This window comes from Sphingorhabdus sp. EL138 (assembly GCF_945882965.1).
Taxonomy (GTDB): domain Bacteria; phylum Pseudomonadota; class Alphaproteobacteria; order Sphingomonadales; family Sphingomonadaceae; genus Sphingorhabdus_B.
Genome location: NZ_CAMCWY010000004.1, coordinates 111,529 through 136,417, shown reverse-complemented (window position 1 = coordinate 136,417; position 24,889 = coordinate 111,529). Strand labels below are relative to the sequence as shown.

At 56.6% G+C, this 24,889-nt stretch carries 24 protein-coding genes; 12 read left to right on the top strand and 12 right to left on the bottom strand.

The window, feature by feature from the left end; genetic code table 11:
- Window positions 1-13: 13 nt before the first annotated feature.
- Window positions 14-232, bottom strand: coding sequence for a translation initiation factor IF-1 (gene infA / locus Q0N43_RS03055; protein ID WP_125230427.1), 219 nt, complete (start codon window positions 230-232; stop codon window positions 14-16).
- 180 nt (window positions 233-412) lie between these two features.
- Between infA and Q0N43_RS03050 the strand changes: the two genes are divergently transcribed.
- The gene (locus Q0N43_RS03050) at window positions 413-3,097 is read left to right on the top strand and encodes a hypothetical protein (protein ID WP_295442314.1); all 2,685 of its coding nucleotides are present in this window, start codon (window positions 413-415) and stop codon (window positions 3,095-3,097) included.
- A gap of 76 nt (window positions 3,098-3,173) precedes the next feature.
- Here the strand turns inward: Q0N43_RS03050 and Q0N43_RS03045 are convergent, their stop codons facing one another.
- The 7 genes from Q0N43_RS03045 to Q0N43_RS03015 all read right to left on the bottom strand — a co-directional run bounded on the left by Q0N43_RS03045 (window position 3,174) and on the right by Q0N43_RS03015 (window position 10,130).
- Window positions 3,174-5,300, bottom strand: a complete 2,127-nt coding sequence (locus Q0N43_RS03045) for a sodium-translocating pyrophosphatase (protein WP_295442311.1) — start codon at window positions 5,298-5,300, stop codon at window positions 3,174-3,176.
- A gap of 136 nt (window positions 5,301-5,436) precedes the next feature.
- Complete coding sequence (gene thiL, locus Q0N43_RS03040; RefSeq protein ID WP_295442310.1) at window positions 5,437-6,354, bottom strand: thiamine-phosphate kinase; 918 nt, start codon at window positions 6,352-6,354, stop codon at window positions 5,437-5,439.
- Window positions 6,355-6,410: 56 nt separating this feature from the next.
- Window positions 6,411-6,875: a transcription antitermination factor NusB gene (gene nusB, locus Q0N43_RS03035; RefSeq protein ID WP_295442307.1), complete on the bottom strand. Its 465-nt coding sequence runs from the start codon at window positions 6,873-6,875 to the stop codon at window positions 6,411-6,413.
- On the bottom strand, window positions 6,872-8,161 hold the full coding sequence (gene hisD, locus Q0N43_RS03030) for a histidinol dehydrogenase (protein WP_295442304.1): 1,290 nt from the start codon (window positions 8,159-8,161) through the stop codon (window positions 6,872-6,874). Before hisD ends, nusB begins: the two co-directional genes overlap by 4 nt.
- On the bottom strand, window positions 8,148-8,804 hold the full coding sequence (gene hisG / locus Q0N43_RS03025; RefSeq protein ID WP_295442301.1) for an ATP phosphoribosyltransferase: 657 nt from the start codon (window positions 8,802-8,804) through the stop codon (window positions 8,148-8,150). Before hisG ends, hisD begins: the two co-directional genes overlap by 14 nt.
- A gap of 104 nt (window positions 8,805-8,908) precedes the next feature.
- Window positions 8,909-9,823, bottom strand: coding sequence for an alpha/beta hydrolase (locus tag Q0N43_RS03020; protein ID WP_295442298.1), 915 nt, complete (start codon window positions 9,821-9,823; stop codon window positions 8,909-8,911).
- A gap of 28 nt (window positions 9,824-9,851) precedes the next feature.
- Window positions 9,852-10,130, bottom strand: a complete 279-nt coding sequence (locus Q0N43_RS03015) for a BolA family protein (protein ID WP_295442295.1) — start codon at window positions 10,128-10,130, stop codon at window positions 9,852-9,854.
- A 43-nt stretch (window positions 10,131-10,173) separates the two neighbouring features.
- Here Q0N43_RS03015 and Q0N43_RS03010 point away from each other — a divergent pair, with 43 nt between their 5' ends.
- The 11 genes from Q0N43_RS03010 to Q0N43_RS02960 all read left to right on the top strand — a co-directional run bounded on the left by Q0N43_RS03010 (window position 10,174) and on the right by Q0N43_RS02960 (window position 20,606).
- Window positions 10,174-10,770: a J domain-containing protein gene (locus Q0N43_RS03010; RefSeq protein WP_295442293.1), complete on the top strand. Its 597-nt coding sequence runs from the start codon at window positions 10,174-10,176 to the stop codon at window positions 10,768-10,770.
- A 10-nt stretch (window positions 10,771-10,780) separates the two neighbouring features.
- Window positions 10,781-11,776, top strand: coding sequence for a cobaltochelatase subunit CobS (gene cobS, locus Q0N43_RS03005; protein ID WP_295442290.1), 996 nt, complete (start codon window positions 10,781-10,783; stop codon window positions 11,774-11,776).
- 39 nt (window positions 11,777-11,815) lie between these two features.
- On the top strand, window positions 11,816-12,352 hold the full coding sequence (locus tag Q0N43_RS03000) for a peroxiredoxin (RefSeq protein WP_295442287.1): 537 nt from the start codon (window positions 11,816-11,818) through the stop codon (window positions 12,350-12,352).
- A 50-nt stretch (window positions 12,353-12,402) separates the two neighbouring features.
- Window positions 12,403-13,548, top strand: coding sequence for an alpha/beta hydrolase (locus tag Q0N43_RS02995; RefSeq protein ID WP_295442284.1), 1,146 nt, complete (start codon window positions 12,403-12,405; stop codon window positions 13,546-13,548).
- Window positions 13,548-15,353, top strand: coding sequence for a cobaltochelatase subunit CobT (cobT, locus tag Q0N43_RS02990; protein ID WP_295442281.1), 1,806 nt, complete (start codon window positions 13,548-13,550; stop codon window positions 15,351-15,353). The genes Q0N43_RS02995 and cobT overlap by 1 nt, the downstream gene beginning before the upstream one ends.
- A gap of 64 nt (window positions 15,354-15,417) precedes the next feature.
- Window positions 15,418-16,089 carry a nitroreductase gene (locus tag Q0N43_RS02985; protein ID WP_295442279.1) on the top strand — a complete coding sequence of 224 codons (672 nt, stop codon included), beginning with the start codon at window positions 15,418-15,420 and terminating at the stop codon, window positions 16,087-16,089.
- A gap of 179 nt (window positions 16,090-16,268) precedes the next feature.
- Window positions 16,269-16,460, top strand: coding sequence for a hypothetical protein (locus Q0N43_RS02980; RefSeq protein ID WP_295442276.1), 192 nt, complete (start codon window positions 16,269-16,271; stop codon window positions 16,458-16,460).
- Window positions 16,457-17,314, top strand: a complete 858-nt coding sequence (locus Q0N43_RS02975) for a fatty acid desaturase (protein WP_295442273.1) — start codon at window positions 16,457-16,459, stop codon at window positions 17,312-17,314. Before Q0N43_RS02980 ends, Q0N43_RS02975 begins: the two co-directional genes overlap by 4 nt.
- A gap of 413 nt (window positions 17,315-17,727) precedes the next feature.
- A complete protein-coding gene (gene cysS, locus Q0N43_RS02970) occupies window positions 17,728-19,227 on the top strand; it encodes a cysteine--tRNA ligase (RefSeq protein ID WP_295442270.1) in 1,500 nt (499 codons plus the stop codon).
- Window positions 19,228-19,269: 42 nt separating this feature from the next.
- Entirely contained in the window at window positions 19,270-20,214 is a 945-nt protein-coding gene (locus tag Q0N43_RS02965; RefSeq protein ID WP_295442267.1) for a D-2-hydroxyacid dehydrogenase, read from the top strand.
- 2 nt (window positions 20,215-20,216) lie between these two features.
- A complete protein-coding gene (locus tag Q0N43_RS02960; RefSeq protein WP_295442264.1) occupies window positions 20,217-20,606 on the top strand; it encodes a nuclear transport factor 2 family protein in 390 nt (129 codons plus the stop codon).
- A gap of 79 nt (window positions 20,607-20,685) precedes the next feature.
- On the opposite strand, the gene groL is transcribed toward Q0N43_RS02960, so the two are convergent.
- The 4 genes from groL to hisA form a co-directional block, all read right to left on the bottom strand.
- Window positions 20,686-22,341, bottom strand: coding sequence for a chaperonin GroEL (groL, locus tag Q0N43_RS02955; protein ID WP_295442261.1), 1,656 nt, complete (start codon window positions 22,339-22,341; stop codon window positions 20,686-20,688).
- Window positions 22,342-22,474: 133 nt separating this feature from the next.
- Complete coding sequence (gene groES / locus Q0N43_RS02950; RefSeq protein WP_295442258.1) at window positions 22,475-22,762, bottom strand: co-chaperone GroES; 288 nt, start codon at window positions 22,760-22,762, stop codon at window positions 22,475-22,477.
- A gap of 388 nt (window positions 22,763-23,150) precedes the next feature.
- Window positions 23,151-23,924 (bottom strand): imidazole glycerol phosphate synthase subunit HisF, encoded by a 774-nt coding sequence (gene hisF / locus Q0N43_RS02945; protein ID WP_295442255.1) that lies wholly within the window; start codon window positions 23,922-23,924, stop codon window positions 23,151-23,153.
- Between the two features lie 172 nt (window positions 23,925-24,096).
- Window positions 24,097-24,825, bottom strand: a complete 729-nt coding sequence (gene hisA, locus Q0N43_RS02940) for a 1-(5-phosphoribosyl)-5-[(5-phosphoribosylamino)methylideneamino]imidazole-4-carboxamide isomerase (RefSeq protein ID WP_295442252.1) — start codon at window positions 24,823-24,825, stop codon at window positions 24,097-24,099.
- Window positions 24,826-24,889: the final 64 nt, after the last annotated feature.

Below are 24,889 nucleotides of genomic sequence, written 5' to 3'. Positions count from 1 at the left end.
AGGTCTGCCGCCCTTATTTAAAGCGGTACGTGATCCGGCCTTTGGTCAGATCATAAGGCGTCAGTTCGCACAGCACTTCGTCGCCCACGAGAACGCGGATACGGTTCTTGCGCATCTTTCCAGCGGTATGGCCCAAAACTTCATGGCCATTTTCAAGCTCGACACGGAACATAGCATTGGGCAGCAATTCACGGACCGTCCCACGCATTTCGAGTAATTCTTCTTTTGCCATTCGGCCCCTTAAATCTTCAAAAATTCCACGTTGCTGCGCCTTTAAACCTAATGTTCGAAAAAGGGAAGCGCTACAGTGCAATCGCTTTATTGCGACAAAATGTAATAAACTTTACGTCCTTTAGTCTTAGTAATCCGTTATCGCGCAACCATAACGATGATATAAACTGAGCTTCCCCCCATGAAAATATCCCGTTTAAGCGCAATTTTGCTGGCATCGACCGCCGTTCCCGCAATGGCGATGGGCGATGCACAAAACACCGGCAGCGTTGTGGCGCTCGCCAATGATGATATCGAAGAAGCTGTTGAAGATCCCCCGTCGCGCGAAATCGTCGTTACCGCTGAACGTCTTAGGGGCTCGGTGGACACCGACGTCCCGCCCGTGGAAGAATTGAACGAAGCAGACATGACCGCCTTGGGCGCATCGTCGCTGACGGACCTTGTTGCAGCGGTTGCACCGCAGGCCAATTCGGGGCGTGGACGCGGGGGCGGCATGCCAATTATATTGCTTAATGGCCAGCGCGTATCGGGTTTGCGTGAACTTCGAGATTTACCGCCAGAAGCCCTTCGTCAAGTTCAGATTTTCTCGGAAGAAGTCGCGCTAAAATATGGTTTTCGGCCCGACCAACGGGTGATCAACTTCATCTTGAAGGACAATTTTGCCTCCTTCGCCACGGAATTTGAACATGCCCAGCCGCAGGATGGCGGCTTTGCTACTAATGAATTTGAAACGACGCTGACGCGTATTGGCAAAACCACACGGTTTAACTTGGATATTGAGTTGGAACGCGCGACGGCGCTGACGGAATCCGAACGTGACCTGATTTCTTCGGATGGTTCGGCATTGGCGCGTGGCGGTAACATCAGCGGCCTTGGCGTCAATGGAGAGATTTCGCCCAGCTTAAGCGCGCTTGCCGGAAGCAATGTGACTGAGGCTGGCGTTCCGTTGGGGGTATCCAACCCGAGTTTGGCCCAATTTGCCAGCACGGCAAATCGCCTGAATAGCGGCGATATCGGCGATGTCCGGACGTTGCTGCCCCGCACCGAACGGCTTGAGATGAACGGCACGTGGAGCCGGTCGCTTGGTCCGCAAACAATATTGTCCCTGAACGCCAATTACGCGCTGACAGGCAGCGAATCTTTGCTGGGTCTGCCCGGCACAAATTTTGTTCTGCCCGGCAGCAGCCCGTTTTCACCCTTCGGTCAAGACGCGATACTCAGCCGCTATTTCGACACCCCGCGCCCGCTTGAACGCGAGAGCGAAACGCATGTGTTTCAGACTGGCAGCACGTTCAACCACGCGCTCGGCGGTTGGCGGTGGACAGTAACGGGCAATTATGCACGCACCGCAAATGATACACGCACGACGCGCAACGCAGACTTCAGCGCATTACGCGCTGGCGTTTTGGCCGGAACGACGAACCCGTTTTCAGCCGACTTTGGCGCGAATTTGCTGTTCATGCCCCCTGATCTTAGCAGCAGCCTGAACCAGAATATGGACGTGCGCAGTACCCTTGCTGGAACCGCGCTCAAATTGCCCGCAGGCAATGTACAAATGACGTTCGCGTCGGGCTTTACCCGGCAAATGCTGGACAGCGAAACATGGCGTTCTGGGCTCACGACCGACATATCCTTGCGCCGGAACATGATGAACCATTCGGTCAATGCGGAATTGCCCCTGACGGGACGCGATTTCGGCATTGGCTCTACGATTGGCGAATGGTCGATCAATGGCAATGTCGGCTATAGCGACCTGTCCGATTTCGGAAAATTATTGGAATATGGCGCTGGCCTGCGCTGGGCCCCTGCGGGCAACCTGACCTTTCAGGCATCGATCACAGGCGACGAAAACGCTCCGGGCATTGGCCAATTAGGCAACCCGACTTTAGTCACACCTAATGTCGCGACCTATGATTTTGCGCGCGGCGAAAGCCTGTTCATCAACGTCATTACCGGCGGCAACCCTGCCCTGATCGGCGAAAAGCGCCGCGATGTCATATTGAACGCGAATTGGAATCCCGATTTCATTAAGGATTTCGCGATTCAGTTCAGCTATTTCAAAAACGACAGCCGCAATACCACCGCCGCTTTCCCGCTGCTGACGCCAGAGATTGAAGCCGCCTTTGCCAGCCGCGTCGTGCGTGATGTCAATGGCCGCTTAGTGAGCATCGACCAACGCCCAGTGAATTTCGACCGTGAAACGTCACAGCGGATCCGCTGGGGCTTTAACGTGTCGGGCAATATCGGCGCGCCCGCGCCCCCACGTGGACCAGCAGGCGGCCCTCCTGCTGCTGCGACAGGCGCTCCCGGCGCGCCTCGCGCGACAGGCGGCGGTTTTGGCGGTGGCGGTGGCCGTTTTGGCGCACCCGGCGGCGGCCAACCCAGCCGCTGGAACATCGCTCTATACCACAGCTACCGTATAAAAGACGAAATCCGCATCCGTCCCGGCGTGTCTGTGCTTGACCTGCTCAACGGCTCAGCGACCAGCAGCAATGGCGGCGCATCGCGGCATGAGGTTGAGCTTTCCGGTGGCCTGTTCCACAAGGGCTTTGGCCTCCGGCTGCAAGGGACGTACAAAAGCGCAACCACCGCCAACGGCTCTGGCCTTGCCGGTAGCAATGACCTGAGGTTTAGCGACATTGCCGCCATCAGCGCATTTCTGTTCGTCAATTTGGACCAGCAAGCGCGCGTTATAAAGGCCGTACCGTTGCTGAAAGGTAGCCGCATCGCATTCCGGATTGAAAACATCTTCAACGATATTGTCGATGTGCGCGACCAGAATGGAGATGTGCCGCGCAGCTATCAGCCGGGCTATATCGACCCGCGCGGCCGGGTATTTGAATTGAGTTTCAGAAAGCGGTTCTGAACAATCGGATTAGCGCATAAAAAACCCCGCCGGAATTGCTTCTTGCGGGGCCTTAAAGCTTAATTTTCTTTAGGCGTTATACGCCGCCATGCGCCAATGCCGCCAACAACAGCAAGGCCACGATGTTCGTGATCTTGATCATTGGGTTTACGGCTGGGCCAGCGGTGTCCTTATATGGGTCACCCACGGTGTCGCCGGTTACGGCTGCCTTATGGGCCTCCGAACCTTTGCCGCCATGGTGGCCGTCTTCGATGTACTTCTTGGCATTGTCCCATGCGCCGCCGCCCGAAGTCATCGAGATCGCAACGAACAGACCGCCAACAATCACACCCAACAAGAGCGCGCCGAGAGCGGCAAAACCCTGTGCCGGACCAGCGACCCAGCTGATCACAAAATACACGACGATTGGTGCCAGTACCGGCAGCAACGAAGGAATGACCATTTCACGGATCGCGGCCTTAGTCACCAAATCAACGGTGCGGGCATAATCAGGCTTTGAGGTGCCATCCATGATCCCGGGGTTGTTGGCGAATTGGTCACGAACGTCCTTCACGACTTCACCGGCTGCCTTGCCGACTGCAGTCATACCCATGGCTCCGAAGAGATATGGCAACAACGCACCCAACAACAGACCGACGATGACATAAGGGTTCATCAGCGTGAAATCGACGCCGCCTTCTGCAAGGCCGAGTTTCTCGGAGTAGAACGCCAAGTCAGCGGTGTAAGCACCAAACAGAACGAGTGCCGCCAAAGCCGCTGAACCGATGGCATAGCCCTTGGTCACGGCCTTCGTAGTGTTACCGACAGCGTCGAGCGCGTCGGTCTTTTCACGAACCGATTTGTCCATTTCAGACATTTCAGCGATACCGCCTGCGTTATCGGTCACTGGACCATACGCATCAAGCGCCACGACCATACCGGCCAAAGCCAGCATCGAGGTTGCAGCGAACGCAATACCGATAATGCCCGCCAACTGGAACGAAACGATGATACCAACACAGATGACCAAAGTTGGCAATGCGGTTGATTCAAGGCTGATCGCGAGGCCCTGAATGACGTTGGTGCCGTGACCGGTTTCCGATGCCTTGGCAATCGAACGGACCGGACGATAGTTGGTGCTGGTATAATATTCGGTGATCCAGACCAAAAGCCCGGTGACGGCCAAGCCGACCATCATCGAATAGAACAATGTCCAACCCGTGAAACCGCCGGTGCTATAAGTCACTACGGCATTCATATCGCCGCCGAGCGTCTGGTATGTGACATATCCAATCGCCGGAATCGAAGTGACTGCGGTGACCAAAAAGCCCTTATACATTGCACCCATGATGTTGGTACCACCGCCCAAACGGACGAAAAAGGTTCCCAAAATCGACGTCAGAATGCAGATACCGCCAACAACCAATGGCAAAGACATCAGGTTCAACAGTTCGGCCGCTGGCATTGCAGCTGGCATCAACAAGGCAAGCAAAACCATAGTTGCGCCAATGGTCACAACATAGGTTTCGAACAAGTCAGCCGCCATGCCCGCACAATCGCCAACGTTATCGCCGACATTATCGGCAATCGTCGCAGGGTTGCGGGGGTCATCCTCAGGAATATTTGCTTCGACCTTACCGACGAGGTCAGCGCCGACATCTGCTGCCTTGGTAAAGATACCTCCGCCCAAACGCGCGAAGATCGAAATCAGCGATGCGCCGAAAGCCAATGCCAGCAACCCGTCGATAACGGGGCGGCTGTTCGGAAGGTTCATCGCGACTTCAGTGAGATAATAAAAGAAACCGGCAATCGCGAGCAAAGCAAGGCCAGCAACGAGCATACCCGTGATCGCACCGGCATTGAATGCCATGGTCAGGCCTTTTTGAAGGCTCTCGCTAGCCGCCTGCGCCGTTCGGACGTTGGCGCGAACCGAGATATTCATCCCGATAAAGCCTGTCGCACCAGACAACACAGCACCAAGGACGAAGCCGACCGCAGACAGCGGACCAAGGAACACACCGACCAGAACCGCAACGATCAGCCCGACAAAGCTAATGGTGCGATATTGGCGTGCCAGATATGCGCCGGCGCCTTCCTGGATAGCGGCTGCAATTTCTTGCATCCGCGGTGTACCAGCCGATGCAGCAAGCACCGAGCGGCTTGTTAGAATTCCATAGAGCACGGCAATAAGCCCGCACAATATAGCCATAATTGACAAAGACATAAACTGTCCCTTCCCCGTTTTTCTTTGTTAGAAACTCTCTCTTGGTGTACCCGAAAAGGCACACAAGCGGCTGCGGTATAGGGTGGCTTTGCAGTATGACGCAACCCATAAAAATGGCCCTGTGGGCCGGTTTGTCTTATTGATGCTGATAACCCAGCATCGGAGGCAATTTTACCGGATTCGCGCCGTCTTTTAAGGTGAGACAACCGCCGGACAATACACAGCCAATGGCAGTTGCCGGCACAGGCAGCGGCAGTTCTGGCCGCGCGGTGAACAGCAATTGATAATCGTCGCCCCAGCTTGCCGCCTGCATACGGCTTTCAAGGCTGTCACTGCGATAGCTGATGTAGAGCGGCGATAGTGGCACGCACGCAAGGTCGATTTCTATACCAATCTGGCTGGCGGTCGCCAATCGTTCGGCATCAAGCAGCAAACCATCCGACACATCCATCATCGCGGTGACAATCGGCGCAAGCTTTTGACCGTCGGCTACCCGCGCGACTGGCCGGTTAAACGCATCGGCCAGCGGCCCAACTTCATCAAAACCAGCGTCCATGAGCTCAAAACCCGCCAAGGCATCGCCGAGCGTCCCCGTCACATAGAGTATATCGCCGATTTGCGCGCCGGATCGCGATGGTACGGGGCGATGCGTCGCCCTGCCCAAAGCGGTCAGGCCAAACGCCCGTTTGTCCCCGCGATTGGCCACCGTATCTCCGCCAAGCAAAGCTACGTTATAATGCGCCAGCGCCTTTTCCAAACCAGCGGCAAATGCCCTGTCCCACGCATCATCGCCCAGCATGAAGCCAAGCAGCACACCAATGGGCGCTGCGCCCTTTGCAGCCAAATCGGACAGGTTCGACGCCAATAATTTCCACGCGACGTCGGCTGGATTGGCGTTCGACCGGAAATGCACGCCCTCTGCCATCATGTCATGCGTGATAATCAACGCCGCATCACCGATATCGATCACCGCAACATCATCCAACAATCCACGCGCCGCAGGGTCAGTGGTAAAGCCACGCAAAAGGTTGATGAAGCTGGATTCGGTTGTCATGGGGCGACGTTACCGCATTGCGAGGACATGCAGAACAATATTCAGGTCAGCTCCGTTCAGCGGGCGCGCACGTCCTTTGCAACGGCGTCCAACAAGCCATTGACGAACTTCGCGTCCTTCTTGTCAAAAAACGCATGGGCGACGTCGAGATATTCGTCGATGACCGTCGCGGTTGGCACATCTGGCCGGGCGATCAATTCATAGGTGCCGCAACGTAAGATCTGGAGCATCGTCTTGTCCAGACGGTCCATCTTCCATTTCTCACCAAGCTTGCCATGGACATGCTCGTCGATTTCCGCGCGCCGCGCATCAACGCCGGAGACGACATCATCGAAAAAATCGGGGTCGGCGGCGGCATATTGCGCGTCTTCGATTTCCTGACCCAGCCTGTGCGAATGAAATTCATTCAACAGGCGGGCAATGCCAATGTCTTCCATATCCCTTTGATATAGCGCCTGCACCGACGCAAGCCGCGCTGCCGAACGGGATTTGGATTTGGCACTGGCGTTATGGGCACTCATAATCTTTTCCTGACACTCGCCGCATGGGCGGGTAAACCTTCGGCATCGGCAAGCTTTGCCGCCGCTGGGCCAATGTTGTTGATGGCGTGTTGATCGAGCGCGATAAAGCTGGTCCGCTTCATGAAATCGAGCACCGACAGGCCAGACGCAAAGCGCGCGCGCCGTCCGGTGGGCAACACATGATTTGGTCCGGCGATATAATCGCCAATCGCCTCAGGCGTCATGCGGCCCAAGAATACCGAACCGGCGTGCCTGACGAGGCCAAACAGCCGTTCGGCCCGGTCATCATCGACCGCAAGCTCCAAATGCTCCGCCGCCAACCGGTTGACCAAAGGCATTGCGCCTTCCAGATCATCGACCACGATAATCGCGCCAAAGTCCGTCCAACTGGCCAGCGCAACCGCGCCGGTGGACAGCGTCGCAATTTGCGCGTCAACGGTGGCTGATACTTGGTCAGCAAATTCGGCATTGTCCGTGAACAGGATCGACTGGCTCGTCGGGTCATGTTCGGCCTGACTTAACAAATCGGCGGCAATCCATTCTGGGTCATTTTGGGCATCGGCCACCACGACGATTTCCGACGGTCCAGCCACCATGTCGATGCCGACCACGCCATAAAGCTGCCGCTTTGCCTCTGCGACCCATGCATTGCCGGGGCCGGTGATAACGTCCACGGCGCGCATGCGTTCGGTTCCGTAAGCCAAAGCCGCAATCGCCTGCGCCCCGCCCACGCGCCAGATTTCGTCCACACCCGCCACATGCGCGGCGGCCATGACGGTCTGGTGTATTGCACCGCCGGGTGTTGGCGTGACCATGACGATGCGTTCAACGCCAGCGACCTTGGCCGGAATAGCATTCATCAACACCGATGATGGATATGCCGCACGGCCACCGGGGACATAGACCCCCGCCGCATCGACCGCCGACCAACGCGCGCCAAGCCGCACATTGTCGGCGTCACGATAATCGCGGTCCTCTGGCAGTTGCGCCTTGTGATAGGCCTCAATCCGCTTCGCCGCGAGCGTCAATGCGTCGCGCAATTCGGGCTCGAGCTCCTCATAGGCGGCCTTGCACTGCGCCGCGTCAATCTGCCAACCCGCCTCGTTCAGGTCGAAACCATCAAAGCGCTGCGTCATTTCCGCCAGCGTCGCATCACCATGTGCGCGGACATCTCGAATGGTTTGCGCCACAGCGCTCGACACATCAGCATCCGCCTCACGTCGGCCGTTTACCAACGCGTCAAATGCATCCGCGAAACCAATGTCAGAGAAATCAAGCCTCTGCACGTGCGCCCGTCAATTCTCTGAAACGTTGCACCATAGCCGGAATAGTCCTGCTCATCATCTTGTAGGCAGCGCGGTTAACAATCAGCCGCGCCGACACTTGGGAAATGACCGCCGTTTCAACGAGACCATTTTCAGCGAGCGTTTTGCCCGACGACACCAGATCCACAATCCGCCCCGAAAGCCCAAGCGAAGGGGCAAGTTCCATCGCACCATTCAACTTCACACATTCAGCCTGAATGCCGCGCGCGTGATAATAACGGCTGGTCGTCCCGGGATATTTGGTGGCAACGCGGATATGCCCGCCATTGACATCGTCAGGCACGCCCTGCGGCATCGCCACCGATATGCGGCAAAGGCCAATGCCCAAGTCCACGGGCGCATAAAGTTCCGAATAATCAAATTCGTCGATGACATCCGAACCGACAATGCCAATCTGCGCCGCGCCATGCGCGACAAAGGTCGCGACGTCGAACGCGCGTACGCGAATGATGCTGATCGCAGGATCGTTGGTCGCGAACAAAAGCGCGCGGCTGGCGTCGTCGAAGAAGGCAGCTTCAGGCTGAATGCCCGCCGCTTGCATCAACGGCAAAGCCTCGTCGAGAATCCTCCCCTTGGGGATTGCAAAGATGATTGGTTCAGTCACAATGACCGCGCTTTACGGGTCGCGGGCAGAAAGGGCAATATGGCAGAAAATATAGCATCGGATGATTTTGGCATCGGCGCTGGCTTATTCTGCGCGTGTTGCGATTAAGCCAAAAATTCCTCCATCGCCGCGTTAACCGCATCGGGTTGTTCCCAAATGACAAAATGCCCACAATTCTCGACTGGGGTGATTGTTACGTTGGGCACAATTTCCTGTATGCCATCAATGTTGCTGGGCGGTAAAGCCAAGTCATCCATTGCCCAAACCACTAAGGTCTGGATCATCAACTGCGGAAATGCACCAGCGGCAAAGGCCGGGATTTCGACATCCTCGTCCATCGTGGGCACATACAAAGCAGACGCGCGGTACCAGTTGAGCATCCCGAAACAAGCGTCACGGTCCGTCCAATCGGCGAGCAACGCGGCGCGCTCCTCGGGCTCCATCGCATTGGGCTTGTCCCATTTAATCGTCTTCAGCAACAGGCCTGTCAGGCCCTGTTCCTGCACCAACGCATCATTGGCCGGGTCGCGAAAGGCGCGAATATATTGGCTCGATTCGCGCTGTTTCATGTCAGTGATCAACAAACGCTGGAAAATATAGGGATGCGGCGCATTGGCGATAATCGCGCGCGTCACACGCCCTGCCCACGCGGGATTGAACCCGCCAGCTTGCCCATTCAACGCAACGCTCCACGCAATCGCGCCGCCCCAATCATGGCCAGCGATGATAAATTCCTGCACATGCAAAGCATCGGCCAGCGCAAAGATATCGGCAGTCAACTTGTCCGCCGTATACGCCTCCACCTCCTGCGGCTTTGACGTACCGCGATAGCCGCGCTGATCAGGCGCGATGCAATAAAAACGGTCGGCAAAATGCGCGATCTGGTGCCGCCAAGTCCGGTGCGATTCGGGAAATCCGTGCAGGAATATAATCGCGGGGTGCTTGGGGTCACCGGCCGTAAATACATCCATGTCTATGCCCGTGGACAAAGACAGGCGGTGCGGAGAAAGTTCGATCATGTCATTGTGCTTTTCTTTTATGCCTCAACTAAATCTCGCCGGGTGCACTAGCCTTGATAGCCAGCGCATGGACGCGCGTTCCGGGAATATCGCCCAGCGCCTTATTCACCATGCGCTGCCGCATCAGGCGGGCAACGCCGGCAAAGGCCGCGCTTTCAATTTCGATGGTGAAGTGGGATTCGCCGGACCCATCATCGCCGCCATGGCCGTGATGTTTGGCGCTGTCGTTGATGACGGCCAGGCGGGTTGGCGCGAATGCTGTTTCAAGCAGCATTTCCATTTCAAGTTGTGCAGGACCTTTTTTCATGGCCTGCTCTTCCCATATGGCAGGCTTTTCGCCAAGGAAAATCATGGCCTCCGACCGTTCCACTGACCGATTTCACGGCCGCGTTCACAGCGCGGGGCGGCAATGCGTCTATCCGCGCTGCGGCGAAGCGGGGGAATTTCGCGCGCCTGATCCGCGGGGACAGGCCGCATCGGCCAACGGCCCCGGCGACTATCAATATCTCTGCCTTGACCATGTGCGGCAGTTTAACGCAGGCTATAACTGGTTTGCGGGCATGACCGCCGAAGAAATTTCCGTGGCGCAAAGCCCGGTGCAATTCTGGCCAAGTGAGACCCGCGCGTTTCGCTCCAATGGCAATGTCGACTCGCCGCCGAAATGGGCGGATTTTAAAGACCCTCTGGATGCCATTTCCACCCGGTTCCGGTCCCGCCTGCCCAAAGAGCGTGCCGATGGTCATTTTCTGTCGCTGGAGGACCGCAAAGCGTTGCGGACGCTAGGGCTTAGCGAGGATGCCGACCGCCGCGCCTTGCGTAGCGCCTATTCGGGGAAGGTTCGCGCCTATCATCCCGACAAAAATGGCGGCAACCGCTCTTATGAAAAGGCTTTGCAAGACGTGATTGCTGCCTATACGCACCTTAAAACTTCGCCCGCTTTCATTTGACGAGAATAACATGACTGACATCCCAGATATCCAACCCGACAGCCGCGACACGACCATCCTCGCCGCCCCTGACAAAGTGGTCAGCGTGCGCGAATTGTTCGGTATTGATGTGGATATGGAATGCCCGGCTTTCTCTATTGCCGACGAACGTGTGCCCGACACCGACGATAGCTATGTGTTTGACCCCGACACCACCCTCGCGATCCTTGCTGGCTTTGCCCATAACCGCCGCGTGATGGTGCAGGGTTATCATGGCACGGGCAAATCCACCCATATTGAACAGGTTGCCGCGCGTCTGAAATGGCCCTGCATCCGTATCAATTTGGACGCGCATATCAGCCGTATCGACCTTATAGGCCGTGATGCCATTGTTTTACGCGATGGGCAGCAAGTGACCGAATTCCGCGAAGGCCTGTTGCCTTGGGCGTTGCAGACGCCGACGGCATTGGTGTTTGACGAATATGATGCTGGCCGCCCTGACGTGATGTTCGTGATCCAGCGCGTGTTGGAAACCGAAGGCAAGCTGACCCTGCTCGACCAAAACCGCGTCATTCGCCCCAACCCCTATTTCCGCCTATTTGCCACCGCCAACACCGTAGGGCTTGGCGATACCAGCGGCCTGTATCATGGCACCCAAGCAATCAACCAAGGCCAGATGGACCGATGGAATATTGTGGTCGGTCTCAACTACCTTCCCGCGCAGGTCGAAAGCGAAATCGTTTTGGCCAAGGCGACAGGCACCGATGCGACAGAGGTTGCCAATATGGTGAAGGTCGCCGAAATGACTCGGCAGGGCTTCATCAATGGTGATATCTCGACGGTCATGAGCCCGCGCACGGTCATCACCTGGGCCCAGAATACTGCGATTTTCAAAAATGTCGGTTTTGCCTTCCGCCTGTCATTCCTCAACAAATGCGATGACGCGGAACGCGCCTTGGTCGCCGAATATTACCAGCGCGTTTTTGGCCAAGATCTGCCGGAAAGTGTCGTTGGCAAAGCAAAGTAACTACCGGCTATTTCGCCGCCTCAGTTGAAGGAACGCATTATGAAACGCTTCGCAATTGCACTTGCGCTGATGATTTCCGCATCCCCGGCATTTGCCGCGCTGAAACCCGGGACACGCGCAACCGATTTCACGACGCAAGCCGTGCTGGCCGGCAAGGCCGACACCTTCAACCTGAACAAAGCGTTGAAAAACGGGCCAGTGGTGCTGTATTTCTATCCAAAGGCATTCACATCAGGCTGCACGGTTGAGGCGCATGAATTTTCCGAATCCGCCGACGACTTTGCCGCTTATGGCGCGTCGATTGTTGGCATGTCGGCGGACAATCTGGAGACGCTAAAGCGCTTTTCGGTTGAGGCCTGCCGCAACAAGTTTATGGTCGGTATTGCGACCAAGCCCATGATTAAAAATTACGCGGTCAGTATGCCCATGATGGGCGGCACCAACCGCACGACTTATGTCATCGCGCCCGATGGCAAGGTGCTTTTTGCTTATGCGCAGCTTGGCGTGAAGGGCCATGTGTCCGGCGCGCTGAACGCAGTAAAGGCATGGCATGCGGCGAACGCTAAGCGGAAGTAATGCGCAAGCTTTCTCTCCTGCTTTTGCCAATGCTCCTGTCTGGTTGCACTGTGGCCGTCGCATATGGCGATGTGCCGCACAGCACGCTGGCGGAAAATCCGCGTTGCAACCCGGCGCAGAATGACAGCGCAGCGATAGCCGGAAAAGACCATTTCATTGTTACGAGCCGCCTGCCCGACTGCCGCGGCGACACTATCATCCTGACCAATCACCGGGCCGATCGGTTACGTTACGCCCGCTTTGCACCACCGCAAAAGATAAAGCCTGCAAAGGGCGATGCGCAAGTGGTTGTGCCACTTGCATTCCAACCAGAGGATGCATGGTGGGATGGCCTGCGTGATGCGGCGAACCTGCGCAAGGGCCGTGTGCTGTTATATGTCCATGGCTATCGCGAAACGCTGGCAACTACGGCGCGCGACGCTGTGCAAATTGGCGCGATGGGCAATTTTGATGGGCCAATCATTCATTATAGCTGGCCCTCACAGGGCAATTTGCTGAGCTACGCCGTTGATGAAACCAACATGTATTGGGACGAGCGCAATTTCCGCAATTTCCTTGCCAAATTGGCGCGGACGGAGTGGGTCAAGGAAATCGTTGTTGTTTCCCATTCGCTTGGCGCGCGGCTTGTTATTCCGGCAATCGATTATGTTGACCGCACATCGACCGACGCCGATTCCAGCAATATTTCCAATATTGTATTGGCCGCACCCGATGTGGATCGCGAAGATTTTGAACGCGACATCGCGGAAGAGGTTCTTGCCGCAAGACGCGTGAATAACGACCGGCACGTGACCGTCTATGCATCGCTCAGCGACCGCGCGCTGGCCTTATCGCGCGCGGTGCATGGCTATCCGCGCTTAGGATCGCCTTTTTGCTTCAACCCCTTTGAGGCTAAGGATTTAAAGGCAAAGGGTCTGCCGCAACGCTGCTTTGCAACTAAGTCAAAATATCAGACGGAGCCTGCCAAAACCGGCTTCACCATTATCGACACAACAGACGTGTCCGGCGATAGGGTTGGCCATAGCGATTATTTGCGCAGCTTTGCGGTGTGTAAGGACTTTGCCGCTGTCGTGAATGGTGCGCGCACGACAGAGGACCGCGTGGCGACCAAGGATGAACATGTCTTCACTCTGCGCGCGCCAGTAAAGCCGACGAAGGAAGACATTGCCGCTATGTGCAAGAGATTGTCCGATTAATGTCAAACGAAACCCCTCTTGAACTATTCAAACAAGTGCTGACCGGCACCGCCCGTGCGCTCGCGCATGAGCCAGAGGTGGAATTGGCCTTCACCGCCGATGCGCCAAGCCAGGCGGGCAAGAATTTCAAGGTACCCATGCCGGGCCGCCTGCTTCCGCCCGATCAAGTGGCCGAGGCACGCGGCTTTGCCGACAGCTTTGCGTTGAAGTTGAAGCATCATAATCCCGCCCGCCACGCCGCATTACGTCCATCCGAAGTCATTGCAGGTGCAGCCTTTGACGCCGTGGAAAATGCGCGGATTGAGGCGCTGGGATCACGCAATATGGCGGGAATTGCCGCAAATCTTGGCCATGCGCTTGAACTGAAAATGCGCACTGATCCGATTTCCCGCGCACAAGCCCCTGATGAAGTGCCCATTTCCACGGCATTATCCCTGATCGTGCGCGAACGGCTGACCGGCGCGCTTGTGCCAGCCGGTGCCGCCGCTGGCGTGGATATGCTGCGCGGTTGGATTGAGGAGAATGCTGGCAGTGATTTGGATGCGCTTGCGCTTGCGTTGGACGATCAAAGCGCCTTTGCCGCGCTGACTCAGTCCATGCTGGAGCATCTGAACCTCACCGAAGGTAATATCGATCCGTCCGAAGGCGGCGACGATGCCGAGGACAGCCAAGACCAAGGCGGCGACAGCGAAGATGATGGCGAAGGCGAAGCTGGCCAAGCCGAAGCCCGAGCGGAGCCGCAGCAAGGCGAAGGCGAAGAGACTGAGGCCGATTATGACGGCGAAGACATGGATGATCAGGACGGCGCCGACGGCGAAATGGGGGATGACGGCATGCAGCCTGTCACGCCGCAGCGCCGCAATTGGGACCATCTGCCGCAGAGCGATTACAAGATTTGGTCGACCAAATTTGACGAAACGATCACCGCAACTGAACTTGCCGACGAAGAAGAGCTGAACCGGCTGCGCGCCTATCTCGACCAACAATTGTCGAACCTGCAATCGGTGGTGACAAAACTCGCCAACCGCCTGCAACGCCGCCTGATGGCACAACAAAACCGCAGTTGGGATTTTGACCAAGAAGAAGGCATGATCGACGCCGCGCGGCTTGCGCGCATCGTGGTCTCACCCGGAAGCTCTTTGTCCTACAAAATCGAACGCGAGACCGATTTCCGCGATACCGTGGTAACCTTGCTGATCGACAATAGCGGCTCAATGCGCGGACGGCCGATCAGCATTGCGGCGATCAGCGCTGACATATTGGCGCGCACGTTGGAACGGTGCGGCGTCAAAACCGAAATATTGGGCTTCACCACGCGTGCGTGGAAAGGCGGGCAAGCGCGGGAAGACTGGCTCACCGCCGGACGCCAGCCAATGCCCGGCCGCCTCAACGACCTGCGCCACATCATCTATAAAAAAGCCGATGAGCCTTGGCGGCACGCCAAACGCAATCTGGGCCTGATGATGCGCGAAGGTCTGCTGAAAGAAAATATCGACGGAGAGGCATTGCTTTGGGCGCACAACCGCCTGATCGCCCGCGCCGAAGACCGCCGCATATTGATGGTCATTTCGGACGGCGCGCCGGTGGACGACAGCACCTTGTCGGTCAACCATGGCGGTTATCTTGAACAGCATTTGCGCAAAGTTATCGAAATGATCGAAACGCGCAGCCCCGTGCAACTGGTCGCCATCGGCATCGGCCATGACGTGACGCGCTACTACAAACGTGCGGTCACGATCATGGACGTTGAGCAATTGGGCGGGACGATGATTGAGCAACTGGCTGGGTTGTTTGACGAGGAATAAGCTTGCCTTTCGCACGCCGCATAATATGATTTAATCAAACGATTAAACCTGCCGGGAAATATAAATGAACGTCACCGAAGCTGTCGCCAGCCGCCGCTCTGTCCGGCAATTTCTGGATAAACCCGTTGATCAGGCGATACTCGAACGCGTGCTTGCCAAGGCGCAGCGTTCGCCCTCGGGCGGCAATACGCAGCCTTGGAATGCCGTCATCCTCACAGGCGCGCCGCTGGCTGACCTCACCGCCAAAATTAAGGCGAAAGCCACCACTGCGCCGATGGGCGATGGCCATGAATATGACATCTATCCCAAGGGCCTTGAGGGCCGGTACGAAGACCAACGGCGCGGGGTCGGCAAGGCAATGTTCGACGCGCTTGGCTTGGCGCGCGAAGATGGCGCTGGCCGCGTTGCACAGATGATGAAAAACTGGGACAGCTTTGGTGCGCCGGTGCAATTATTCACCTACACGGCCAAATACATGGGCCCGCCGCAATGGTCCGACATGGGCATGTGGCTGCAAACCGTGATGCTGTTGCTGCGCGAAGAGGGCCTTGACAGTTGCGCGCAGGAAATATGGGCGATGTACGGCATGACAATGCGGGAATTACTGAACATTGATGATGCGCACATCTTCTTCTGCGGCATGGCCATTGGTTATCGTGATGCAGACGCCGCCGTGAACAACTTCAATGTCCCTCGCGTGGAGATTGACCAGGCGATCCGCTGGGACGGGTTTTAGCAAACCCCAAACCCGTTCCCCAGCGCAGGCTGGGGCCTATCTCGCCTTTCGGTGTATCCAAACACACGTGATAGGCACCAGCCTGCGCTGGTGCGACGGACAAGTGGCCGTGAACAAGTTCGGCGTGACGGTTGGAGGTGGCTTGACCTAATCGCGCATTTCCACCATCTTCAAAATCAATGTCAGTAGTTAAATCACTCTTCTTTTTCGGGCCCTTTTTCTTCGGCATCGCGTTCCTTGCACCATTGGTTGCGCAGGTGATGCTGAGGCTGGATTTGAATGCACCCTTTGCGTTGTCGCCAATACAATTTGGCCTGATTATCGGGACGGTTCTGGGCTTGATCGCGACCTATCGGGGCAAATGGATATGACCAGTCAAAGCCTGCGCGCGCGCGAAAAGGCAATTGCGGACCAGTTTACGGGCGGCATCCCTTGGCTCATGGTGTTTTGGGGCATAACGAACACGGCCATGTGGCTTGCATTATGGCCACTTGTTTTTACCGGCACGATACCCTTGTGGCTGGGTTTCATTATCGCGACGATTGATATTACGGCGAGCTATCTGCCGTCGCATGATGCACAGCATTATATCATCGCGCCAAAGGGATCGAAGCTGGAATGGTTTAACGAACTTGTCGGCCACTGGTCACTCATCCCGCTGACACTGCCGCTGCGCACGGCGCGGATTACGCATATGGAACATCATAAGCACGCCAATGATCCGCTTCTGGATCCCGATTATTCAACCCATGCAACAGGCCCGTTACAGGCGCTTTGGAAAACGGTCGTCAACCGCCAACCCCGTGCTGAAGGCGGGTTCAACCGCTACGGCCAACTGTTGCAGCAATGGGACAGCCCGGCGGCCAAGGCGGCGCTGAACGACGCGATTATCAGCAAAACTTTGTTCTTTGGCATTCTCGCGGCATTGGCACTGAGCGGTTATGCCATAGAGGCGGCGTTGCTGTGGTGGCTGCCGCGCCATGTGGCGCTGACCTATATTTCATTCTACCTCAGCTGGGCGCCACATCACCCCGCCGTCGAACAAGGACGGTATAAGGATACAAGAGCGTTCAAAAGCAGGTTGGGCAATATCTGGTCATCTGGCATGCAATATCACATCATCCACCATCTATATCCTACGATCCCGCTGAACAGGACGCCCGCTGCCTATCGCGCGCTGCGCCCGATATTGGCCGAACGTGGGTGTAATCTCGACAATATGTGAGCAGATGGCGAGCGGGGGACATGTTTTAGAAAACGCCACCCCCGTCGCCCCAGCGCAGGCTGGGACCTATCGCGTCTATCGGTTTTCCCACCCCCCCGACGCTTGAAGCGGAAAGGCGTGATAGGCACCAGCCTGCGCTGGTGCGACGGGGTGTTTTCTGAACAAGTTGCCTATTTGCAACCCGCTCGAACGGGCTTCATTCTCCCCATCGACTTGCGATGGGGAGGTGGCAGTCGAAGCCTTTAGCTTCGAATGACGGAGGGGCATTTAACGTTAAGAAGGCCCCTCCACCCTTCGCTGCGCGAACGGTCCCTCTCCCCATCGCAAGTCGATGGGGAGGAAAGAGTCAATTACCCCGCATTCGGATGACGAGGTTCTTGACCTCCGCACCCATTTCCAGCATCGCCCTCCAAATGTCCGAGCTTAAACTCTTCAACAGCCTGACCCGGCAACTCGAAACCTTCACCCCCGTTCATGAGGGTGAGGCGCGGGTCTATACCTGCGGGCCGACGGTCTATAACTACCCGCACATCGGCAACATGCGCGCATATGTTTTTGCCGACACGCTTGGCCGCGTGCTGTCCTACAAGGGCTATAGGCTCACCCATGTCATCAACATCACCGATGTTGGCCATCTGACCGACGACGCCGACGCAGGCGAGGACAAGATGGAGAAGATGGCAGCGGAGAAAGCCCAGTCGATCTGGGACATCGCAAAGCATTATACGCAAGCCTATTGGGATGACATCAAGGCGCTGAGCATCCGCCAACCTGCACATTGGTCCATCGCCACGGATTACGTCCCCGCGATGATCGATTATGCCAAAAGCATCGCCGAAAAGCATTGTTATAAGCTGGAAAGCGGCCTGTATTTTGATACCTCGACCGTTGCGAATTATGGCGCATTGGCGCGTGCCAAGACCGAGGAAGGTGAAGGTCGCATCGATGAAGTCGAGGGCAAACGCCACGCCGCTGACTTTGCCATCTGGCGCAAGACGCCAGCGGGCGAAACGCGGCAAATGGAATGGGACAGCCCATGGGGCAAAGGCGCGCCGGGTTGGCATCTCGAATGCTCGGTGATGTCAAAGGCGCTGCTTGGCATGCCGTTTGACATCCACACTGGCGGCATTGACCATCGCGAGATCCACCACCCCAATGAAATCGCACAAAATCAAGCACATGAAGGCTGCGCCGACAGCGGCGCGCGCATTTGGATGCACAATAATTTCCTGATCGAACGGTCGGGCAAGATGAGCAAATCATCGGGCGAATTCCTGCGCGTGCAATTGCTGATCGACAAAGGCTTCCACCCCCTCGCCTACCGCCTGATGTGCCTGCAAGCGCATTATCGGAGTGAGTTGGAGTTTAGCTGGGAGGGTTTGCAGGCGGCGTTTGTGCGGTTGAAGCGGATGGTGATGGGGGTCAGCACTCTCAGGACCCGTCATGCTGAACTTGTTTCAGCATCCATCGTGCCCAACGAACAGACGGTTGAAGCGGATAAATGGACCCTTAAACAAGTTCAGGGTGCGTTTTCTTCTCCCATGGCGGGCACGCTGAAAGACTTTGCCGCGGCAATCGCGGACGACCTCAACACCGCCATTGCTATCACCGCGCTGGAAGACATCGTCGGCCTCAAAAAGATCGACGTTGCCCACCAACTCGCCGCTCTCGCCGATATGGATGCCGTCCTCGGCCTCAACCTCCTCACCCTCACCCGCCAAGACCTCCGTATCCGCCCCAAGGCCGCCATCATCACCGAAGCCGAAATCGAAGCCGCGCTCACCGCCCGTAAGGAAGCCCGCGCTGCAAAAGACTTCGCCAAGTCCGACGCGATCCGTGACGACCTCATCGCCAAAGGCGTTGAAGTCATGGACGGCGACCCGTTGGGTTGGGATTGGAACTTGGATGTTTAAGCTGCCATCATTCCCCTCCCGCAGGCGGGAGGGGAGAAGTATATGACCAAACCGAAACTCGTTATGTCGGGGCTTGTGCGCCCGTTGATTGAACCGCGTTTGCCCGACTGGATTGAGCCGCATTTCTTTATGTCCAGGGAGGAAGCACTGACGCTCGCGCCACAGGCGGAGATTGGCTGGTTTGACATGTATGACAAGGGGGACATGGCGACGGTCATCGGTGCCGCAACGCATATGAAATGGCTAAACAGCATATATGCTGGCGTTGACGGCATGCCGTTAAAGCAGTTGAAGGCGCAAGGGTGCGTTGTGACGAACGGCGCGGGCATCAATGCCATCACCATTGCCGAATATGTCGTGATGGGCATGCTGACCGTCGCCAAAAGCTATCGCGAAGTCGTACGCGCGCAGGAACGCCGCGAATGGTTGCTAGATTCGCCGGGCAAGGTTGAACTGTTCGGATCAAAGGCGTTGCTGCTTGGTTATGGCGCGATTGGCAAGCTGATCGAAGAACGCCTCAAACCCTTTGGCGTCGACGTGACCGTGGTGCGCCGTTCGCCGGGGCCAAACATGCTGACGCCCGACCAATGGCGGGCGCAGTTGGGCGACTTTGACTGGGTCATCCTCGCCGTCCCCGCAACGCCCGAAACCGACAATATGATTGGCGCAGTTGAGCTTGCCGCGATGAAACCAAGCGCAACCTTGATCAACATCGCGCGCGGCTCTGTCATCGATCAGGATGCTTTGGTCACAGCGTTGCAGGACAAGCAAATTGCCAACGCGTTCCTCGATGTAACCACGCCCGAACCCTTGCCAGCCGATCATCCTTTGTGGAGCCTCGATAACGTGCATATTACCATGCACCTGTCGGGCCGCGCGCAGGACAAGATGTTCGTGCGTTCTGCAACACGCTTCTTCGAAAATCTTGAGCGCTACCGCCAAGGCGCGCCGCTTGAACCAATGGTAAACCTCGATCTGGGATATTGAACATGCCTAACCCCGCCGAAATCTGGCATAAAGTTGCCCTTTCACGCGATGCAGATGCGATTTCCGCCGTCCTGCATGATGACTGCGTGTTCGAAAGCCCCGTCGTTCATTCACCACAAGTGGGCAAGGCGATCACCGCGAAATATCTCGCTGCGGCGGGCCGCACTTTGGGCAATGCCGAGTTCGCTTATGTCGGCGAATGGCACCGGGAAAACAGCGCAATTTTGGAATTCAAAACCGTCATTGACGGCGTTGCCATTAACGGCATTGATATGATCACCTGCGACAATGACGGCCTGATCACCCATTTTAAAGTCATGGTCCGCCCCTTGAAGGGGATGAACATGTTGCACCAGAAAATGGGCGAAATGCTTCAGCATATGCGCGGTTAAGTTTGTAATCACCCACAAAAAAGGCCGGAAGGTTTCCCCTCCGGCCCGTTTTGTTTCGGCGTGCGCCTAGCGTTTGGACTTAGAAGTCCATACCGCCCATGCCGCCCATTCCACCCATGCCGCCTGGCATGCCGCCAGCGCCACCGGCCTTGTCTTCTGGCGCGTCGGAGATAGCAGCTTCAGTGGTGATCAACAGACCAGCAACCGATGCGGCGTCCTGCAACGCAGTACGGACAACCTTGGTTGGGTCGATAACGCCCGAAGCCACGAGGTTTTCATACACATCGGTTGATGCGTTGAAGCCCATGGTTTCGTCATTTTCGCGCAACAAATTGCCCGAGACAACCGCGCCATCATATCCGGCGTTGGCTGCGATCTGACGCAATGGAGCGACAATCGCCTTGCGGATAATGTCGATACCACGTGTTTGGTCGTCATTAACGCCCTTGAGGCCTTCGAGAGCCTTGGTCGCGTACAAAAGTGCCGTACCGCCGCCTGGGACGATGCCTTCTTCAACGGCTGCGCGGGTTGCGTGCAGCGCGTCATCAACGCGGTCCTTGCGCTCTTTCACTTCAACTTCAGTCGAACCACCGACCTTGATCACGGCAACACCGCCGGCGAGTTTCGCCAAACGCTCTTGCAGCTTTTCCTTATCGTAATCCGACGTGGTGTTTTCGATTTGCGCACGGATCGCTTCTACGCGGCCCTTGATCGCATCGGTTTCGCCAGCACCGTCGACGATGATGGTGTTGTCCTTGTCGATGGATACGCGCTTGGCTTGGCCAAGCATACCCAAGGTGACGGTTTCAAGCTTGATGCCCAGATCTTCGCTGATCATTTCACCCTTGGTGAGGATCGCGATATCTTCCAACATCGCCTTGCGACGATCGCCAAAGCCTGGTGCCTTCACCGCAGCAATCTTTAGGCCGCCACGCAGCTTGTTGACGACCAGAGTTGCAAGCGCTTCGCCTTCAACATCTTCAGCGATGATGAGCAATGGACGCCCCGACTGCACCACAGCTTCGAGGATTGGCAACATGGCTTGCAAGTTACCGAGCTTCTTTTCGTGGATGAGGATATATGGGTTGTCCAACTCGACCGACATCTTCTCGGTGTTGGTGATGAAATATGGCGACAGGTAACCGCGGTCAAACTGCATACCTTCGACAACTTCGAGCTCGCTTTCACGACCCTTAGCTTCTTCGACGGTGATAACGCCTTCCTTGCCGACCTTCTCCATGGCGTCTGCAATCATCTTACCGATTTCAGCTTCACCATTTGCAGAGATCGTACCGACCTGTGCGATTTCCGAAGAACCCGCAACTGGCTTCGAACGCTTTACAAGGTCAGCAACAACTGCGTTTACCGCAGTGTCGATGCCGCGCTTCAGGTCCATTGGGTTCATGCCCGCTGCAACCGACTTCATGCCTTCACGAACGATTGCTTGAGCAAGGACGGTGGCAGTGGTCGTGCCGTCACCGGCAATGTCGTTAGTCTTCGAAGCAACTTCGCGGACCATTTGCGCACCCATATTTTCGAACTTGTCTTTCAGTTCGATTTCCTTGGCGACAGTAACGCCGTCCTTGGTGATGCGTGGTGCGCCGAAGCTTTTGTCGATGACAACATTGCGGCCCTTTGGACCAAGCGTTACTTTTACAGCGTCAGCAAGAATGTCTACACCGCGCAAGATGCGTTCACGCGCATCGCGGCCGAATTTCACGTCTTTAGCAGCCATGATATTTTTCCTTTAGTTTGAATTCTACTTTTCAAAGCCATCATGCTGAACTTGTTTCAGCATCTTAATTAAGACCCTGGAATGAAATGACCGGCGGTCAAACAAGTTCAGGGTGACGGAGTTTGCGGTGCGCTTAGGAAACGATTCCCAAGATATCCGATTCCTTCATGATCAACAGGTCTTCACCGTCGATCTTGACTTCAGTGCCCGACCATTTGCCGAACAGGATCTTGTCGCCAGCCTTGACGTCGAGTGCAGTTACAGTGCCGTCATCGGCGCGTGTACCCGAACCCACGGAGACGACTTCGCCTTCCTGCGGCTTTTCCTGAGCTGTATCAGGGATGATGATCCCGCCAGCGGTTTTTGCTTCGGCCTCGACCCGACGGACGAGAACGCGATCATGCAATGGACGAAATGCCATGTTGAACTATCCTTTTTCTGTGTCGCCATCCCGCCACTCCTGCGTGAAGCAGTGGACGGCAATGAATATACGTTAGCACTCATATTAGTCGAGTGCTAACGAATCCCAAATAGGGTGTTTTTATGACAGGTCAAGGACTCAGGGGGCGTATTTTTTTGATGCGCTTTTGCTGTTTTTTGATCGTTTTTGCTATTTTCGATATTTTCACCCCCGACTACATCGGGGATCCATGGTCTAACAGTCAGTCCATGGATCCCCGCTTTCGCGGGGATGACAAACGGGGGAATAGGCCAGACCACGCCACCGGCTAAACATCTTTCTTGTCTTCGTACCTTTGTGCGAACCAAAAAGCGCGGAGATTCGCACAAAGACACGAAGAGGAAGCGCGCTATTTGACGCTAGTGGTCATCCGCGCAGGCAACCCCGCCGCCCTTAACGCCGTATGCGCATCCGCGATGCTATATTGGCCGAAATGGAATATCGACGCCGCCAGAACCGCGCTCGCATGACCGTCGCGGACGCCAGCGACAAGATGGTCAAGGTTGCCGACACCGCCGCTGGCCACCACAGGGATGTTGACCGCATCGGCAATCATGCGGGTGAGCGCAAGGTCGTAGCCGTCGCGCGTGCCGTCTCGGTCCATGCTCGTCACCAACAATTCGCCTGCACCGAGTTCAGCGAGCTTCACCGCATGATCCAATGCGTCGATGCCTGTGGGATTACGGCCACCATGGGTGAAGATTTCCCATCCGCTGCCCGTCCGCCGCGCATCGACCGATGCCACCACGCACTGGCTGCCGAAACGGGCGGCGATGTCGGCCACAAGCTCAGGCCGCGCCACAGCTGCGCTGTTGACCGCGACCTTGTCCGCGCCTGCCAGCAACAACGCCCGCGCATCCTCTGCACTGCGCACGCCGCCGCCCACGGTCAGCGGCATGAAGCACACCTCCGCCGTGCGCCGGACCACATCAATGATCGTGCCACGCCCTTCATGGCTTGCGCCGATATCCAAGAAGCAAAGCTCATCCGCGCCCGCCGCATCATAGGCTTGCGCTTGTTCCACCGGGTCGCCCGCATCGCGCAGGTCAACGAAATTGACACCCTTGACCACGCGGCCATTGGATACGTCGAGGCATGGAATGACGCGGACACGGACGGTCACAATAATTTCTCCCCGTTACGGGGAGGCGGACCGCGACGCGCAGCGTCGGGGTGGAGGGGGGCGTTAGGTAGTGGCCAACGATATGAGGTTAGGGGAACTAGGAGAACCCCCTCCATCATCCTGCGGATGGTCCCCCTTCCCGTACCGGGGAGGAATTCGTCAGCCGTAAATATCACGCCCGTCCCGCCACGTTAATCGCGGTCGCCAGATCGAGCCGCCCGTCATAAATCGCACGGCCGGTTATCACACCCTCAATGCCATCCTTGGCATGCAGCGCGAGCATGTGAATATCATCGATACCCTTCACCCCACCGCTGGCGATGACCGGAATATTAACCCGCCGCGCCAGATCAACTGTCGCGTCGATATTGCATCCGGTCAACATCCCGTCGCGACCAACATCCGTGAACAGGATAGACGCAACGCCAGCATCTTCAAACCGGCGCGCCAGATCGATGACTGGCATGTCGGATGTCTCTGCCCAACCCTCAGTCGCGACAAAGCCGTCGCGCGCGTCGACGGCAACCACAATGCCGTCTGCAAATTCGCGCGCCATATCCTTCACAAATAGAGGGTCTTTGAGCGCTGCGGTGCCAATCACCAGCCGCGCAACGCCCATGTCGAACCAGCGTTCAACCGTCTGTGCATTGCGAATGCCGCCGCCCAATTGGATATAGCCGGGGAAATTTTCAATAATTCCCTCCACCGCTTCGGCATTTTCGGGGCGACCAGCAAAAGCGCCATCCAGATCGACCACATGCAGAAATTGTGCGCCTTGTTCGGCAAACAACATCGCCTGCGCCGCCGGATCGTCGGCATAGACCGTCGCCCGGTTCATATCGCCCTCGGCCAAGCGCACAACCTCGCCACCCTTCAAGTCAATCGCGGGGAAGACTATCATAACAAACTCTCTCGTCTCTGCGTCTCTGCGCCTCTGCGTGAACAAAAAAGAACCTCACGCAGAG